This is a genomic window from Leptotrichia sp. OH3620_COT-345, assembly GCF_003932895.1.
GTDB lineage: Bacteria > Fusobacteriota > Fusobacteriia > Fusobacteriales > Leptotrichiaceae > Pseudoleptotrichia.
In genome coordinates this window covers 187,800-205,256 of record NZ_RQYW01000001.1, presented here as the reverse complement: position 1 = coordinate 205,256, position 17,457 = coordinate 187,800, and the positions used below count along the sequence as shown (strand labels likewise).

Below are 17,457 nucleotides of genomic sequence, written 5' to 3'. Positions count from 1 at the left end.
TTTATATTAACTTTCTGTCTATTATATATTATTAATAAGATTATAAAATAAATAAAGGATTAAAAATAATATTAAAATACATGGTTTTTTATGTGAGTATAAGAATAATAATTTCTTTTTCCTTGTTCACATTATTTATGTAAAAAATATTCTTTTTAAAACGAGAGACAAAAATAGAAAAAATTTTTTATTTAATAGAAACTTATTTTTTAGGTGTTTTATAACAAAATTTTTATTTTATGGCATATTCCATAAAATTTATATGAATTTACGTGAGTTTATAATAAAAGAAGCTACAATATCAGGTATAGTAAGTGTGTTTTTAATATTAAAGAAAAAAATATAAAAAACTGGAAAATAATAAAATAGTTGAAAACTGTACGTACACTTTTATTTTTCCATATATATTTTTAAGAAATTATATAATACTTCGTTAAAATAAAACAATAAATAAATTCAGATATAAAAAACTAGAAGAGTTATTTTGAGCCAAAAATAATAAAATGTATAAAATATATAGACCAATATATTTTTGAGTTTATAAAACAACCCTTGAACATACTGAAGTATAATATGTTAAGTTTAGCCATCTACTGATTTGATTTTTAAATTAACAGGGTTTCTTATTATTATATTAATAGCTTCTTATTAATAAACCTCAATAGCTTATTTAAGCTATTGAGGTTTACATAAATCAGTGAACTGAGTAATTTATTAAATATTAATAATATTGAGGGTTATAAACAATTATATCAGTTACGGCTGTTAAATTTCTCTAAAACAAGGTTTATATTTTTTTCTTTTCCGTTTGAATATATTTTCAGGCTGATAGTGTCTCCAATTCTTTTTGCAGCAAGTTCACCTATAAATGAACTTGCAGATAAAATCCTTTTATTATTAAGTTCAAGAATTATATCTTTTTCACGGATACCGTATTTAGCTGCAGGTGAATTTTCAAATACTTTATTTATATATACTCCGTAAGAATAAGGCGGTCTTGTCTGTCCTGCAGAGAGTGAAGATAAATCAGCTATTGAAACACCTAAATAAGGACGTTCAAATCTTCCGGTTCTTATAATAGAGTCTTTTACATTTTGTGCAAGATTTGAAGGTATTGCAAATCCTATTCCTATACTTCCTCCCGTTGTAGAGAAAATGGCCGTATTTACACCGATGACATTTCCGTTAATATCTAAAAGAGGACCTCCACTATTTCCTTGATTTATCGCAGCATCTGTCTGAATAAAGTTTTCTATCTGCTCAATTCCTAATGAACTTCTTCCTAACGCTCCTATTACTCCTACTGTCATAGAACTGTTAAGCCCTAAGGGATTTCCGAAGGCAATAGCCCAGTGTCCGATTTTTATACTGTCAGAGTTTGCAAATCTTAATGGAATAAATTTTTTATTAGAGTTGATTTTTAATATTGCAATATCTATTTCAGGGGAACTTCCCACAAGTTTAGCAGAATATTCATTTCCGTCAGAGAGTTTTACAAATATCTCATTGGCACCATCAATAACATGGTTATTTGTCATTACATAACCGTTATCTGAAATAATAAATCCCGAACCGAGACTTCCTGATTCCTTTTTTATCTGTCTACGCCCTGAAGTACCGAAAAGAAGTTCCTCAAGAGGATTGTAAGTATTAACAATAATTGTTTTTTTCGTTCTTATATTGACTATAGAATCTTTACTTTTTTCATATACATTTGAAAATGCATCTTGAACTCTATATATATCATTAGATGAGTTAACCGAAGAAAAAGAAGCTTTTTCTGCAGCCTCTCCGGAAGTACTCTTATTTACAATTTCTCCGTTTAAGCTGAGAGCAGCAAGTAAAAAAGAAGTTGCTAAAATTTTTTTCAATTTCATAAATATATCTCCTTATTTTTAATTATTTTATTTAAATAATTGTATTCTTAATTTATTAGAAATTCGATAGAAATTTAATAAATTATTCCTTTGAATGAGAATTTTTTTATGAATACTTATCATCACCTTCATATTTTCTTATACCAACTTCAAATTTAAATACTCATTATACTTTTAAAAAAGTAAACTCACTATGTTCATGCAGCAGTTTTTCAAGCAATGCAATCTCATATTTTCTTGGAAAAATTTTTAATGTCAAAGGAAGTTTAGAAATAATGTAAAATAATTTTAAATAAAAACATGTAAAAATTGTATTTATAATTTAAATACTAAAATAAAAAATATATATCAATTTATATTTTTGTGAAAAAAAATAAAAAAAATTGAAAAAAAATGAAAAAAATGATTGACTTTGAAAAAAATAAAGTATATTATAAGGATATAAAAAATAAAAAAGAGGAAGTAAGATATGCTGGAAATAGACAGATTTGAAAAAATAATATCAGAGCTTAATAAAAGGGGAAGACTCTCCTATCAAGATCTGGACAGGATAATGGACGTTTCCTCGTCAACAATCAGAAGAGATGTGGAAAAAATGTATTCAAAAGGGCTTCTTCTGAAAATAAAAGGAGGAGTGTGTCAGCATAAAAATTTGAATTTTGATGTTGAAGTAAAAGACAGATTTAAAGAAAATGTAAACGAAAAAAAGGAAATAGCCGAAAAAGTATCAAAAATTCTCAAACAGGGGGACTTCATATATTTAGATGCAGGAACAACAGTATTTTATGTGATTGAAAAATTAAAAAATATGAATATTACGGTTGTGACAAACGGACTTATGCATATTGAAGAACTGCTAAAATATAACATTAAGACTATTATGCTTGGGGGAGAAATAAAGCAGTCCACAAAGGCGGTAGTAGGAGTTGAAGCTCTTGCTTCACTGAATAAATACAGATTTGAAAAATGTTTTGTGGGAGTGAACGGAATAAATATAGAAAATGGATTTACCACTCCTGAGATAAATGAAGCTATTTTAAAAAAAAGAGTAATTGAATTATCTCGTGAAAAATATGTTCTGGCGGATAAAGAAAAATTTGATAAAATTTCAAATGTAAAATTTTCTGATTTGAAAGACTGTAAAATAGTAACGACTAAACAAACTATTAAAAAAAATAATAGATATAAAAAATATTTTTATTAATATGATTAAAATATATGACTATTGGAAAAGATATGCCTTGGAAAATTGTCAAAAACTTCTTTGAAGTCATATATTTGAAAATATTAATAAGAAAGGGAGGAAATATGATTTATACATTAACTTTAAATCCCGCTCTTGATTATGATGTGTATATTAATAAAGAGCTGAAAACGGAGCATTTAAACCTTGCAGATAAAGTAAATTTCAGAGCAGGAGGAAAAGGAATTAATGTATCCAAAGTTCTTAAAAATCTTGGTGTGGAATCAACAGCAGTAGGATATATCGCCGGATTTACAGGAGATTTCATAATAAAAGATTTAAAAAATGACGGGATAAAATCCGAATTTGTAGAAATTGACGGAAATACGAGAATTAATGTAAAAGTGAACGGTAATGACAAAGAAACTGAAATAAACGGTGTTTCTCCTGAAATTACGGAAAAAAATCGAAAAGAACTTGCTGAAAAGCTTTTACAGTTAAAAAATGGCGATATATTAGTTTTATCAGGAAGTATCCCTGAAATGATAAGTAAAAAAATATATAAGGAGCTTTCAGAAAATATAGAAGCAGATGTGGAAATTGTACTTGATACGCGAGGTAATCTGCTACAGGATAATATATATAATAACTTTTTCATTAAACCGAATATACATGAGCTTAGGGATATGTTCAATGAAAAATTGGAAACAAAAGAAGAAATTGTAAAAAAATGTTCGTTTTTTTTGGAAAGAGGAGTCAAAAATGTAATTATTTCACGTGGTGGTGAAGGGGCATTATTCGTAAACGGAGAATTTGTAATGGAAGCCTCTGTACCTCAAGGGGTGCTGATAAATTCAATAGGTGCAGGAGATTCCATGGTAGCAGGGTTTATAGCGGGATATGTAAAAGGAATGTCGATAGAAGACTCGTTCCGACTTGCAGTAGCTGCCGGAAGTGCAACCGCATATTCTTACGGATTGGCAGAAAAGGATTTAATTTATAAATTATATGAAGAAATAAATATTGCTAAGGAAGGTGTATAAAATTATGAAAATTTCAGATTTACTTATAAAAGAAAGAATTAATCTTGATTTAGAATCAACTGATAAAGGAAATGTGATAAGAGAAATAGCGAAATTACATGATAATACAGGGATTTTATTGGATTATGAAGGATATGTGGAAGCTTTGAATGCAAGGGAAGAACAAAGCTCTACTGCACTTGAGGAAGGAATTGCAATACCTCACGCAAAAACAGAGTATGTAAAAAAGCCCGCTCTTGCAATGGGAAGAAGTTCAAAAGGAATAGAATACGGCTCAATGGATGGAGAATCGTCAAAATTATTTTTTATGATAGCTGCTCCTGCGGGAGCTGACAATACACATATTGAAACCTTGGCAAGATTGACACAGTTGTTATTAGACGATGATTTCAAAACAAGTCTTGAAAAAGCAGGGAGTGCTGAAGAAGTATTGGAAATAATAAATAAAAAGGAAACAGAAAAGCTGGAAGCTCAAAAAAATGAAAAGACAGCGGGAAATTCTATAAATGGAAATGAAGTTTATATAGTTGCAGCAACGGCATGTCCTACGGGTATAGCCCATACATATATGGCTGAAGAAGCTTTAAAAAAAGCTGCAGCTGAAATGGGAGTTAAAATAAAAGTAGAAACAAACGGAACAGACGGAAGAAAAAATGAGCTTACAGCAGATGATATAAATAATGCTAAAGGGGTTATCCTTGCAGTGGATAGAAATATAGAAACGGAAAGATTTAACGGAAAACCTTTAATAAAAGTAGGAGCAAGAGAAGGGATAAACAATGCTAAAGGACTTATTCAGAAAGTTCTTGATGGGGATCTTCCTAAATACATCGCTTCACCTATAGAAGAAAGTAGGTCAAAAACTAATGAGAAAACAGGCTTTTACAAACATCTTATGAGCGGAGTATCGTATATGCTTCCTCTTGTAATAAGTGGAGGTATATTGATAGCATTGGCATTTTTAGCTGATACGCTTACAGGAAACGGGAATGCAGGTTCTGATTACGGTTCAAAATCTTACATGGCGAAAATGCTAATGACAATAGGAGGAGCTGCATTTGGTCTATTCGTACCAATTTTGGGAGGATATATAGCTTTCAGTATAGGAGACAGAGCGGCATTGACGGCCGGACTTGTAGCAGGAGCATTGGCAAGTGCAGGAGGTTCAGGGTTTTTAGGAGCAATAGCAGGAGGAATACTGGCAGGATATATTGTCAAATTTTTAATTCAAGCACTAAAAGGATTACCTAAATCAGTGAGCGGATTGAAAATGATACTTCTTTATCCTGTATTATCGGTACTTATTGTAGGAGTGGCAATGGTTCTTGTATTAAATCCTGTTGTATCTATAATAAATAATGGAATGAACACTTATCTTGCTTCTATGAGCGGTTCAAGTAAAGTACTTCTGGGACTTATATTGGGAGGAATGATGGCTGTGGATATGGGAGGACCTATAAATAAAGCGGCTTATGTTTTCGGAACAGGAACTCTTGCAACAACTATAAATTCAGGAGGAAGTGAAGCAATGGCAGCGGTTATGGCAGGAGGAATGGTTCCGCCATTGGCAATAGCAATAGCTTCATCATTGTTCAAAAATAAATTTACAGAGCAGGAAAGAGAAGCGGGATTGACTAACTATGTAATGGGACTTTCATTTATTACAGAAGGAGCAATACCTTATGCAGCGGCGGATCCGGGAAGAGTAATCCCTGCCAATGTTGTAGGTTCGGCAATAGCAGGAGGATTGACAATGTTATTCAGTATTAAAATACCTGCTCCTCATGGAGGAATACTTGTAATGGCATTGAGTAACAATTTTATAATGTATCTTTTAGCAATAGTTATAGGAAGCTTAGCATCAGCAATATTTTTGGGATTATTAAAAAGAAAAGTAAAAGAAAAATAATTTAAAATAAAATTATTTAATTGTTAAATTAATAAAAAATATGAATAATTGAAAAATAAGAAGAACACTCTAAAATACTAATGAAAATAACTTTGTTTCATAAAAAGGGTGTTTTTTCTTTATAAAAAATATTTGAAAAATATTTGAATATAAGGTACTATTAATTATAAGAAGCAAGAAATTAAATAAATTTTAAGGAGAGAGGAATTGGAAGAAGATAAAGTTTTATTGAAGATCAATAACTTATATACGAGTTTCCGTATTAAAGATGATTACTATCCGGCAGTTGACAATGTATCGCTTGATTTGAAAAAAAATGAGATACTTGCAATAGTTGGAGAATCAGGCTGTGGGAAAAGTACCCTTGCCACTTCCGTTATGGGGTTACATAATCCTTTAAATACTAAAATTGAAGGAGAAATTATTTATAACGGAAAAAATTTATTAACACTGAACGAGAGCGGATATAATGAAATAAGAGGAAATGAAATAGGAATGATATTTCAGGATCCTTTGTCAGCTTTAAATCCTCTTATGAGAGTGGAAGAACAAATCGAAGAAGGATTGATTTACCATACTGAAATGACTTCAGAAGAGAGAAAACAGCGTGTATATAAGTTACTACAGCAGGTGGGTATTCCTAATTATAAAAGGGTTGCCAGGCAGTTTCCTCACGAGCTTTCAGGAGGAATGAGACAGCGTGTAATGATAGCTATTGCACTTTCCTGTAAACCACCTATTATAATAGCGGATGAACCTACTACAGCTCTTGATGTCACAATACAGGCACAGATACTTGATTTACTGAAATCACTGCAAAATGAAATTCATGCAGGTATTATTTTAATTACTCATGATTTGGGAGTTGTAGCCGAAATGGCAGATAGGGTAGCAGTGATGTATGCAGGTGAGATTGTGGAAATAGCACCTGTAAATGAGCTTTTTAATAATCCCAGACATCCTTATACTAGGTCACTTTTAAATTCCATACCGCAATTGGAACATCAGGCTGAAGAACTTCATGTAATACAAGGAGTGGTACCGTCATTAATAAAGCTTAAAAGAACAGGATGCAGATTTGCTCCAAGAATACCTTGGATTGCCGAAAGTGAACATGAGGAGCATCCTGAGTTGCATGAAGTGTCAGCGGGCCATTTTGTAAGATGCAGCTGCTGGAAAAATTTTTATTTTAATTCTGAAAAAAAATTAAATAATGAATATAAATATGAAGAAAACAAAATAAACTATTCTGAAACGGAGGGAAGTTAAAATGAGCTTTCTGGATGTAAAGGGATTAAAGGTTCATTATCCCATTCGCGGAGGATTTTTTAATAAAATAATGGATTATGTCTATGCTGTAGACGGTATAGATATATCCATTGAAAGAGGAAAAACTTACGGTCTTGTGGGAGAATCGGGATCAGGAAAATCAACAATAGGAAAAGCTATTATAGGGCTTGAAAAAATAAAAGAAGGAACAATCATATACGAAGGAAAAGAAATTGATAAAAAATTCAGGAATAGAAAATCCGATTATAATAGAAATTTACAAATGATTTTTCAGGATTCAATGTCAAGTTTAAATCCTAAAAAACGTGTAATCGATATTATTGCAGAACCTTTAAGAAACTTTGAAAATCTCACTTTGGAAGAAGAAAAGAGAAAAGTTTCCGAGTTATTGGAAATTGTCGGAATGAGTGATGACGCATTATATAAATATCCCCATGAATTTTCGGGAGGACAGAGGCAGAGATTGGGAGTTGCCAGAGCAGTAGCGACAAAACCTAAACTCATAATAGCTGATGAACCTGTTTCAGCACTGGACTTGTCGGTTCAAGCACAAGTTCTGAATTATATGAAAGAAATACAGAAGCAGTTCGGATTAAGCTATCTGTTCATATCCCATGATTTAGGTGTGGTGAAACATATGTGTGACTATATGGCGATAATGTACAGAGGACGTTTTGTAGAGAAAGGAACGAAAGAGGATATATACGGTAATCCTAAACATATATATACAAAAAGACTGATTGCGGCTATTCCTGAAGTAAATCCAGATCATAGGGTTAAAAATAAGGAAAACAGAATTGCTGTTGAAAAGGAATATAAGGAAAATGAGTTGGAATATTATAATGAAAACGGAAAAGTTTATGATTTGAAAAAATTAAGCGATACTCATTATGCAGCATTGGCACATGAAGTTAAAGGAGGAGATTAAAAAATGTGGAAAACGGTATTGAGAAGAGTTTTAATAATGCTGCCCCAACTGTTTATATTGAGTATAATAATCTTCATTCTGGCAAAATTAATGCCGGGAGATCCTTTTACAGGATTGATAACTCCCCAAACAGATCCGGCAGCCATAGAGGAATTGAGAAGAAAAGCCGGACTTTATGATCCGTGGCATATTCAATATATAAGATGGATGAAGAATGCTTTTCAGGGAAATTTCGGAATGAGTTATGCTTATAAAATACCTGTAAAAACTTTAATCGGTCAGAGAGCAAACAATACATTCATACTTTCACTTGTAAGTGTTATACTTATGTATTCTATAGCGGTTCCTTTAGGAGTACTTGCAGGAAGATATCAAAATTCCGCCCTTGACAGAGTGGTTACTTTTTATAATTATGTAAGTTATGCTGTTCCTACATATGTATTATCTTTAATAATGCTATGGTTTTTTGGATATACACTCGGCTGGTTTCCGAAAACAGGATCAGTGACAATAGGTCTTGATCCCGGAACATTTAAATATTTTATTGACAAAATACATCACATAATTTTGCCTGCAATGACTTATGCCCTACTTGCAACTACAGGTACGATACAATATTTGAGAAACGAAGTAATAGATGCAAAATCGCTTGACTATGTAAAAACTGCAAGAAGTAAAGGAGTTCCTGAAAAAAAAGTATACTCAAAACATATATTTAGAAATTCAATATTACCTATAGCGGCCTTTTTTGGATATACTATAACAGGATTACTCGGAGGTTCAATATTTATCGAACAGATATACAGCTATCCGGGAATGGGAAATCTCTTTATAAGTTCCATATCTACGAGAGATTACAGTGTGGTAACTTCACTTATACTGTTATACGGATTTTTAACATTACTGGGAAGTTTACTTTCAGATATTATTTTAAGTATAGTTGATCCGAGAATAAGGATAGAGTAGGTGATATGTAATGAAAAATAAAAATAAAAAAGATAATAATATACAGATGAGTGAAAAACCTACAGGGTTCAGTGTCATCGTAAGAGAAATAAAAAAAGATAAACTTGCAATGATATCACTGGGAATATTGGCAATATTATTTATTACGGTGTTTGTCAGTGCGGCGTTATTAGATAAGGAAAAAATAATGGAAGTTTCACTCCTTGATAAGTATGCTGCTCCGGGAGAAGGATTTTGGTTAGGTGCGGACGCAGGAGGACGTAGTATTCTCGGGCAACTTGTTATAGGTGCAAGAAATTCCATTGTAGTAGGATTTGCAGTAACATTTTTTACATCAATGATAGGAATTGTAGTAGGACTTATAACAGGATATTACGGTGGAACAATAGATAATATAATAATGAGAATAGTGGACTTTATAACGGTTCTTCCTACACTTATGCTTATAATAGTGTTTGTAACAATTGTTCCGAAATACAATCTTTATACATTTATTTTTATAATGAGTATATTTTATTGGACAGGAATAACAAGGCTTATAAGAAGTAAAGTTTTAACTGAAAGTCGTAGAGAATATGTACTGGCTTCAAAAACAATGGGAACGAGTGATTTTAAAATATTATTCAGAGAAATTCTTCCCAACATAAGTTCTATAATTATAGTAAACTCTACATTAAATCTGGCAGGAAATATAGGAATAGAAACAGGGTTGACATTTTTAGGGTTCGGATTCCCTCCATCCACACCGAGTCTCGGTACATTGGTAGGTTATGCCACAGATCCTGAAGTGCTGTCATCTAAGTTATGGATATGGCTCCCTGCTTCTTTGCTTATTCTTATTATGATGTTATCAATAAATTATGTAGGTCAAGCACTGAAAAGAGCCGCAGATGCAAGACAGAGATTAGGATAGTTTATAAAAAGGATTCAAATAAATAATATAGAAAAGGAGAAATTCAAAATGAAACGAAAAAATCTTTTGTTGTTATTTGTAATTTCAATTGTGCTATTGGCAGTTTCGTGCGGGCCGGGAAAAAAGAAAAGTGAAGGAGGCGGAGAAAAAGTTGATACTTCAAAATTTCCTGCTGCTGTGAAAAATGACGGAAAAGCAGTAGAAGGAGCAACTTTAAAAGTGGCGATAGTAAAAGATTCACCATTAGTGGGAATTTTTACAAGTCTATATTCCAATGATGCATATGATGCAGTAATATCTGATATTTTTACTTCAGAACAAATTTTTGATACTGATGAAAATTTTGAAGTTACTGATACCGGAGCAGCTACATTGACGGTAGATATACCGAATAAAAAAGCAATAATAAAAATAAAAGATAATGTAAAATGGAGTGACGGTCAGCCTATGGTTGCCGAAGATGTAATATATGCTTATGAAGTTATAGGAAGTAAGGATTACGAAGGAATAAGATATGATGATGAAAATGAAAAAATAATAGGAATGAAAGAATATCATGCAGGAAAGGCGGATACTATTTCAGGAATAAAGAAAATAGATGATAAGACAGTGGAAATAACATTTACTGAAATAGGTCAAAATATTTATACTTTAGGAAACGGACTTATAGGACAAGCTTTACCTAAGCATTATTTAGGAGATGTTCCGATAAAGGAGTTAGTATCGTCGGAAAAAATAAGAGATAAGATAATAGCGATAGGTCCCTACTATCCGGTAAAATCAGTACAGGGAGAAAGTATAGAATTGAAAGCGAATCCTCATTACTTTAAAGGGAAAGCTAAAATCGACAGAGTAACTATACAAATAGTAAATTCCCAGACAGCAGTCGCTGCACTGAAAGCAGGAGAATATGATATAGCATATTTAATACCGGGAAATTTATATAATACTTTCAAAGATTTAAACAATTTAGAAGTGCTTGGAAGACAGGAATTATACTACTCATATATGGGCTTTAAAGTAGGGCGTTTTGATAAGGAAAAGGGAGAAAATATAGTAGATCCTAATGCAAAAATGAGTGATGTGAGATTAAGAAAAGCACTTGCGTATGGATTGAATGTAGATAAAATGTTGACATTTTATCATGGATTAAGAGAAAGAGCAACATCATCAGTACCTCCGGTATTTAAGAAATACTTTCCTGAAGGACTTGAAGGATATCCTTATAATCCTGAAAAAGCAAAGCAGCTGTTAGATGAAGCAGGATATAAAGATGTGGACGGTGACGGATACAGAGAAGATAAAAACGGAAAGCCGTTTGAAGTAAGAATAGCGGCAATGGCAGGAGGGGACATAGCAGAACCGTTATCTCAGTTTTATATACAGAATTGGAAAGAAATAGGTATAAAGGCGGTACTAACAACAGGAAGACTTATAGAATTCAATAATTTTTATCAGAAGGTTGATGCTGATGATAAAGATATAGATATTTACTTTGCAGCGTGGGGAGTGGGTACAAACTTGAATCCTATTGAATTTTCAGGAAGAAAATCTCCTTTTAACAGACCAAGATTTGCATCTGAAGAAAATGATAGATTGATGAATGAAATAGTAGGAGAAAAATCACTGTCAGTGGAAGGATATAAAGCGGAAGCATACAAAAAATGGCAGGAATATTATATGGATCAAGCAGTGGAAGTTCCCCTGACTTACAGATATGAATTAGTTCCTGTAAATAAAAGAGTAAAGAATTTTAATGTTTCTTATGATAGAGATAAAAACAGCATACATCGAGTCGAACTTACTGAAAAAGAACCTTTAAAAGCTTCTAAGTAGAAATAAAAAATAAAAAAGAATAATATAAATAATTTATGCCGGCAAAAATAAAATATATAGTTGCCGGCATAAAAAATATTGACTTTATTTATATATAGTATATAATATAAGATATATAAAAGATTAAAAAAATAAATTTTAAGAATGGATCTAATTTTATTAATTATTTAAAAAATAAAATTTTAGGAGGAAAGAAGGCATGAAAAAAAAGAGTATAGTTTTAGGTTTTATTTTATCTATCATGATGTTACTGACAGCATGTGGACCGGGAGAAAGAAAAAGCAAGGGAGTTGAAGGGGTGGATGCCTCCAAATTTCCGAGAGAAACTGTAAATGATGCAAAAGCGGTAGAAGGTGCTACATTAAAAGTAGCATTGGTAACAGATTCTCCAATTAAAGGAGTATTGAATGAGGCATTTTATCAAGACGCTTATGACGGAGAAATTTTGGATTATTTTGTGGGTTCGGATATATTTGATACTGACAATAATTTTGAAGTAACGGATACAGGAGCAGTTACTTTAACTGTAGATGCGGATAATAAAAAAGCAGTAATAAAAATAAAAGACGGTATAAAATGGAGTGACGGTCAACCGTTAGTTGCAGATGATTTGATTTATGCTTATGAGATAATAGGACACAAAGACTACACGGGTGTTAGATATAATGATGAAAGAAAAAAAATAGTAGGAATAGAAGACTATCATAACGGAAAATCCGAAACAATTTCCGGAATAAAGAAAATAGATGATAAAACAATAGAAATGAGCTTTACCGAAATGGGACAGGGAATTTATACAATAGGAAACGGTTTAGTGGGGTACGCTCTTCCTAAACATCATTTGAAAGATGTTCCCGTAAAGGATATGATTTCTTCGGAAAAAATAAGAAATAACATAGTAACATTAGGGCCATATATTCCTGTTAAAGTAGTACAGGGAGAAAGTATTGAATTAAAAGCAAATCCTTATTATTATAAAGGAAAAGCTAAGACGGAAAGAGTAACTATACAGGTAGTAAATTCAAAGACAATAAGTGCTGCATTAAGAGCGGGAGAGTATGACTTGGCATTACAGATCCCGGGAGATTTATACAATACTTTCAAAGATTTGGACAATATAACAATCTTAGGAAGACAGGAGCTTTATTATTCATATATGGGATTTAAATTAGGATATTATAATAAAGAAAAAAAGGAAAATGTAACAGATCCTAGTGCAAAAATGGGAGATGTGAAATTAAGACAGGCACTTGCTTATGCACTTGATATAGATGAAATGGCAAAGGCATTTTATCATGGATTAAGAGAAAGAGCCACATCCGCTGTTCCTCCTGTATTTAAAAAATATTATCCTGAAGGAATTGCAGGATATCCTTATGATCTCGAAAAAGCTAAAAAACTGTTAGATGAAGCAGGATATAAAGATGTGAATGGTGACGGCTTCAGAGAAGATAAAAATGGAAAACCTTTTGAAGTAAGAATTGCTTCAATGGCAGGAGGAGATATAGCTGAACCGTTAGTACAATTTTATATACAGAAATGGAAAGAAGTAGGAATAAAAGGCGTACTGACTACAGGAAGATTGATAGAATTTAACAGTTTTTATGATAAAGTTGAAGCAGATGATAAAGAAATAGATGTATTCTTTGCAGCATGGGGAGTAGGGACAAACCTAAATCCTTACGGAACAAAAGGGCGTTCTGCCAAGTTTAACTATACACGTTTCGTATCCGAAGAAAATGACAGACTTATGGCGGAAACAGCAGGAGAAAAAGCTTTAAAAGTTCCGGGATATAAAGCTGAAGCATACAAAAAGTGGCAAGAGTATTTTCTTGAGCAGGCCGTTGAAATACCTTTAACTTACAGATACGAGTTATTTCCTGTGAACAAGAGAGTAAAAAACTATAATACTACATACGATAAAGGTGTTTGGAGAATGCACCTTGTGGAATTAACGGCAAAAGAGCCTATAAAAGCAAGTAAATAAAAAATTAAAAATATCGGTAATAAAATTTTTATTATCGATATTTTTTTGTAAAAATAATTTTGTTTGATTAATTTTCAAAATTTTATCAATTTTTTAAAAAATTATGGAAAAAACTATAATAAGTTATAATAGAACAAAATATTATTATTGACAAAGAAAGCATTTTGTAATACAATAAATCATATTGTAATGATTACAAGATTAAATGGATTATTATAAAATATTATTAGGAGGAAAAATGGATTTCAGTTTAAATTTAGGGACATTGGATGAAGGAAAATTAAGAAAAATAGATGAAAATGAATTATATGATGTTATTGTAGTGGGGACAGGTCCGGCAGCAGTTTCAGCAGCAATATATGCAGTGAGAAAGGGACTTACTGTAGGTATAATAGGACTTAAAATAGGAGGACAGGTATTAGATACAAATGAAATTGAAAATATAATAGGAACTCCAAAAACTACAGGGGCAAAATTTGCCGAATCTCTTGAAAAACATATGAAGGAATATGAAATAGCTTTTAAAGAAGGACATCTTGTAAAAGAAATAAAAGAAGATGGAAAAGATAAAGTAGTAATAACCGATGACGGGAAAAACTATAAGACAAAAACTGTAATAATAGCAACAGGTGCAGAATGGAAAAATCTGAATATTCCCGGAGAAGCTGAGTATACAGGGAAAGGAGTACACTATTGTTCTACATGTGACGGTCCTTTTTACAAAAATCTTGATGTAGCGGTTATAGGCGGAGGAAATTCAGGAGTGGAAGCTGCCCTTGATTTGGCAGGAATAGCTAAAAATATTACTTTGATAGAATACATGCCTGAATTGAAAGCGGATAAAGTGTTACAGGATAAGCTTGCAGAAAGAGAAAATGTAAAAATTATTACAAATGCGGCTACTACTGAAGTTACAGGAACACAATTTGCAGAAAATTTGAAATATCTTGATAGAAAAACAAATGAAGAACATAACTTAAAAATAGATGGTGTATTTATAGAAATAGGGCTTGCTCCAAAAAGTGGATTAGTTAAAGATTTAGTAGAAACAAATAAAATCGGAGAAATTCTTATTAATGAATACAATATGACAAATAAAAAAGGGATTTTTGCAGCAGGAGACGTTACCGAAGTCAAACAGAAACAGATTGTTGTGGCTGTAGGAGAAGGAGCAAAAGCTGCATTGGGAGCATTTGAATATATAATTAAAGAATATTAGTTTATTAAAAGATATAAACTTTTAAACAATTTTTCATATGGAAATTATTTTTATCAAAATCGACTTGCATTTTATATATTAATAGAGTATTATTAATATAATAATGAAAGTTTTGAAAGGAGAAAAACATATGGAAGAATTGAAGAAAGAGTTATCAGAGGGTTATTTAGAGACAAGTGAATATTTCAGTCAAGCTTTTGAAGTATTTAAAAAGATATTGAAGAAAGAAACGGTAACGGTAATAGGAGTCACTATGCTTTATTTTGTTAGTGCAGCTTTTAACATGCTGATGCCTAATCTACCGTTAGGTTTACTAACAAGTGCAATCGGAAGTATTTTTTCTCTTTTGTTAATGAGAAAAATTGCATTTTTGATTGATCCCGTTCAGGAAATAGATAACAATTTAATAAAACTTATTATATTAGTTGCAATATTCAGTATACCCATGACAGGAATTGGATTTTTGATTGTTTTTTTTATGTCTCCTTATTTTATAATTTCATATGTCATTGAAAAAAAGACTTTAAATGAGCTATATAACTATAATTTGAGAATAACTTCGGGAAACAGAAACAGAATGTATTTTCCGATAATAATTTTAATTGTTATTTCTTATGTCTGTTCCGTTATTTTGGATTTTCTTCCTGTTCTACCTGAAATTAAATTAATTATTATATGTATTTTAATAGGAATATCTGTTATATTTTCAAATACAATAATGATTATTGTTTATCTGAATGTAAAATATATAAGAATAGAAAATGAAAATTATAAAAATCGAAATGACAATGATAATTTAAAAAGAATTGAATAAATTATAAATATTTAAATTGCTCTCTTTTGAGAGCATTTTAATATTTGTTGACTTAAATCAGTTGAGTACGCAAAGCGTGTGAAACATAAAACCACCCGCTATGCGGGTGCGGAGATGTAAGTTTGCAACAAAAATACCTTCCGTTATAATAGAGTTGTATTAATGAAAGGAAGGTGTTTATATGACTCAAGAAAAAATAAATACGGGAGGAAATTATAAAATGAATTTATTTGAAAATTTGCATGAAGATAAGAAACCTCTTGCATTTAGGTACAGACCAAAAAAATTGGAAGATTTTTACGGACAGAAGAGATTGGTGGGAGAAGAAGGGATTTTAAAGAAAATAATTGAAAAAGGAACTTTTATGAATTCGATATTCTGGGGAGCATCTGGAACGGGAAAAACTACACTTGCCGAAATTGTAGCAAATAAAATGAACTATAATTATGAATATCTTAATGCAATAAAGTCTTCGGTTTCGGATATTAAGGAATTATCAGTGAGAGCTAAAAGGATATTTAACATTGAAGGAAGGCAGACACTTCTATTCTTTGATGAAATCCACAGATTTAATAAACTTCAGCAGGATTCGTTACTTCAAGATTTAGAAAATGGAAATATCATATTAATAGGAGCTACTACTGAAAATCCTTATTACAGTTTAAATAATGCTTTATTATCAAGATGTCTTGCGTTTGAATTTAAAAAATTAAGTAAAGAGGATATGCTTTTTATTTTGAAAAATATAAATGAAAAGGAAAATTTTAATTTTTCTCAGGAAATTCTTAAATACATTGCAGGAATAACTGAAGGTGATGCAAGACAGGGTATAAATATACTGGAACTTTTATCAAATGTAGGAGTGAAATTTACCATAGAAGAAGTTAAGGAAATATTAAATACGAAGAAATCTTATCATAAGACTGAAGATAAATATGATACAATTTCAGCAATGATAAAAAGTATAAGAGGAAGTGATCCCGATTCTGCCGTTTACTGGATTGCAAAAATGCTTTCAGGTGGGGAGGATCCTATGTATCTGGCAAGACGTCTTGTAATCCTTTCATCTGAGGATATAGGACTTGCAAATCCGCAAGCATTACCTATAGCAGTGGCAGGAATGCAGGCAACAAAAGAGATAGGTATGCCCGAAGCGAGAATAATATTATCAGAAGTGGCGATTTATCTTGCATTGTCTCCTAAAAGCAATTCAGCTTATATGGCAATAGACAATGCTATGAATCACATTGAAAATCAGGAAATTCAAGAAATTCCAAAATATCTCACAAAATTAGGAGCTAAAGATTATAAATATCCTCACAACTATGAAGGAAATTTTGTAAAGCAAGATTATATGATAAAAAAAAATAAGTTTTATGAGCATGGAGATAATAAATTTGAAAATGCTGCAAATGAAAGAATGGAGAAACTGTGGAGAGAAAAATAGAGTATAGAGCCTATTTTTAAACTTTTTCAAAAAATCTTAAATATA

At 31.4% G+C, this 17,457-nt stretch carries 13 protein-coding genes; 12 read left to right on the top strand and 1 reads right to left on the bottom strand.

Annotated elements, in window-relative coordinates; translation table 11 throughout:
* Window positions 1-752: 752 nt before the first annotated feature.
* Window positions 753-1,877 carry a S1C family serine protease gene (locus EII29_RS00880; protein WP_125235653.1) on the bottom strand — a complete coding sequence of 375 codons (1,125 nt, stop codon included), beginning with the start codon at window positions 1,875-1,877 and terminating at the stop codon, window positions 753-755.
* A 469-nt stretch (window positions 1,878-2,346) separates the two neighbouring features.
* Here EII29_RS00880 and EII29_RS00875 point away from each other — a divergent pair, with 469 nt between their 5' ends.
* The 12 genes from EII29_RS00875 to EII29_RS00820 all read left to right on the top strand — a co-directional run bounded on the left by EII29_RS00875 (window position 2,347) and on the right by EII29_RS00820 (window position 17,412).
* Window positions 2,347-3,081: a DeoR/GlpR family DNA-binding transcription regulator gene (locus EII29_RS00875; RefSeq protein WP_125235652.1), complete on the top strand. Its 735-nt coding sequence runs from the start codon at window positions 2,347-2,349 to the stop codon at window positions 3,079-3,081.
* 104 nt (window positions 3,082-3,185) lie between these two features.
* Window positions 3,186-4,103, top strand: a complete 918-nt coding sequence (gene pfkB, locus EII29_RS00870) for a 1-phosphofructokinase (protein WP_125235651.1) — start codon at window positions 3,186-3,188, stop codon at window positions 4,101-4,103.
* Between the two features lie 4 nt (window positions 4,104-4,107).
* A complete protein-coding gene (locus EII29_RS00865; RefSeq protein WP_125235650.1) occupies window positions 4,108-6,012 on the top strand; it encodes a fructose-specific PTS transporter subunit EIIC in 1,905 nt (634 codons plus the stop codon).
* A 207-nt stretch (window positions 6,013-6,219) separates the two neighbouring features.
* On the top strand, window positions 6,220-7,281 hold the full coding sequence (locus EII29_RS00860) for an ABC transporter ATP-binding protein (RefSeq protein WP_125235649.1): 1,062 nt from the start codon (window positions 6,220-6,222) through the stop codon (window positions 7,279-7,281).
* A 1-nt stretch (window position 7,282) separates the two neighbouring features.
* Window positions 7,283-8,230 carry an ATP-binding cassette domain-containing protein gene (locus tag EII29_RS00855; protein WP_125235648.1) on the top strand — a complete coding sequence of 316 codons (948 nt, stop codon included), beginning with the start codon at window positions 7,283-7,285 and terminating at the stop codon, window positions 8,228-8,230.
* Window positions 8,231-8,233: 3 nt separating this feature from the next.
* On the top strand, window positions 8,234-9,196 hold the full coding sequence (opp4B, locus tag EII29_RS00850; RefSeq protein WP_125235647.1) for an oligopeptide ABC transporter permease: 963 nt from the start codon (window positions 8,234-8,236) through the stop codon (window positions 9,194-9,196).
* A 10-nt stretch (window positions 9,197-9,206) separates the two neighbouring features.
* The gene (locus tag EII29_RS00845) at window positions 9,207-10,109 is read left to right on the top strand and encodes an ABC transporter permease (protein WP_125235646.1); all 903 of its coding nucleotides are present in this window, start codon (window positions 9,207-9,209) and stop codon (window positions 10,107-10,109) included.
* A 48-nt stretch (window positions 10,110-10,157) separates the two neighbouring features.
* A complete protein-coding gene (locus EII29_RS00840) occupies window positions 10,158-11,945 on the top strand; it encodes an oligopeptide ABC transporter substrate-binding protein (RefSeq protein ID WP_125235645.1) in 1,788 nt (595 codons plus the stop codon).
* Window positions 11,946-12,144: 199 nt separating this feature from the next.
* Complete coding sequence (locus EII29_RS00835; protein ID WP_125235644.1) at window positions 12,145-13,932, top strand: oligopeptide ABC transporter substrate-binding protein; 1,788 nt, start codon at window positions 12,145-12,147, stop codon at window positions 13,930-13,932.
* A gap of 238 nt (window positions 13,933-14,170) precedes the next feature.
* A complete protein-coding gene (locus EII29_RS00830) occupies window positions 14,171-15,151 on the top strand; it encodes an FAD-dependent oxidoreductase (RefSeq protein WP_125235643.1) in 981 nt (326 codons plus the stop codon).
* Window positions 15,152-15,281: 130 nt separating this feature from the next.
* Window positions 15,282-15,965: a hypothetical protein gene (locus EII29_RS00825; protein WP_125235642.1), complete on the top strand. Its 684-nt coding sequence runs from the start codon at window positions 15,282-15,284 to the stop codon at window positions 15,963-15,965.
* A gap of 220 nt (window positions 15,966-16,185) precedes the next feature.
* Window positions 16,186-17,412, top strand: coding sequence for a replication-associated recombination protein A (locus EII29_RS00820; RefSeq protein ID WP_125235731.1), 1,227 nt, complete (start codon window positions 16,186-16,188; stop codon window positions 17,410-17,412).
* Window positions 17,413-17,457 lie beyond the last annotated feature (45 nt).

Bases quoted from the DNA above. Each gene is read 5' to 3' on its own strand.
- EII29_RS00880 (WP_125235653.1), bottom strand. From the start codon at position 1,877: ATGAAATTGAAAAAAATTTTAGCAACTTCTTTTTTACTTGCTGCTCTC.
- EII29_RS00875 (WP_125235652.1), top strand. From the start codon at position 2,347: ATGCTGGAAATAGACAGATTTGAAAAAATAATATCAGAGCTTAATAAA.
- pfkB (WP_125235651.1), top strand. From the start codon at position 3,186: ATGATTTATACATTAACTTTAAATCCCGCTCTTGATTATGATGTGTAT.
- EII29_RS00865 (WP_125235650.1), top strand. From the start codon at position 4,108: ATGAAAATTTCAGATTTACTTATAAAAGAAAGAATTAATCTTGATTTA.
- EII29_RS00855 (WP_125235648.1), top strand. From the start codon at position 7,283: ATGAGCTTTCTGGATGTAAAGGGATTAAAGGTTCATTATCCCATTCGC.
- opp4B (WP_125235647.1), top strand. From the start codon at position 8,234: ATGTGGAAAACGGTATTGAGAAGAGTTTTAATAATGCTGCCCCAACTG.
- EII29_RS00845 (WP_125235646.1), top strand. From the start codon at position 9,207: ATGAAAAATAAAAATAAAAAAGATAATAATATACAGATGAGTGAAAAA.
- EII29_RS00840 (WP_125235645.1), top strand. From the start codon at position 10,158: ATGAAACGAAAAAATCTTTTGTTGTTATTTGTAATTTCAATTGTGCTA.
- EII29_RS00835 (WP_125235644.1), top strand. From the start codon at position 12,145: ATGAAAAAAAAGAGTATAGTTTTAGGTTTTATTTTATCTATCATGATG.
- EII29_RS00830 (WP_125235643.1), top strand. From the start codon at position 14,171: ATGGATTTCAGTTTAAATTTAGGGACATTGGATGAAGGAAAATTAAGA.
- EII29_RS00825 (WP_125235642.1), top strand. From the start codon at position 15,282: ATGGAAGAATTGAAGAAAGAGTTATCAGAGGGTTATTTAGAGACAAGT.
- EII29_RS00820 (WP_125235731.1), top strand. From the start codon at position 16,186: ATGAATTTATTTGAAAATTTGCATGAAGATAAGAAACCTCTTGCATTT.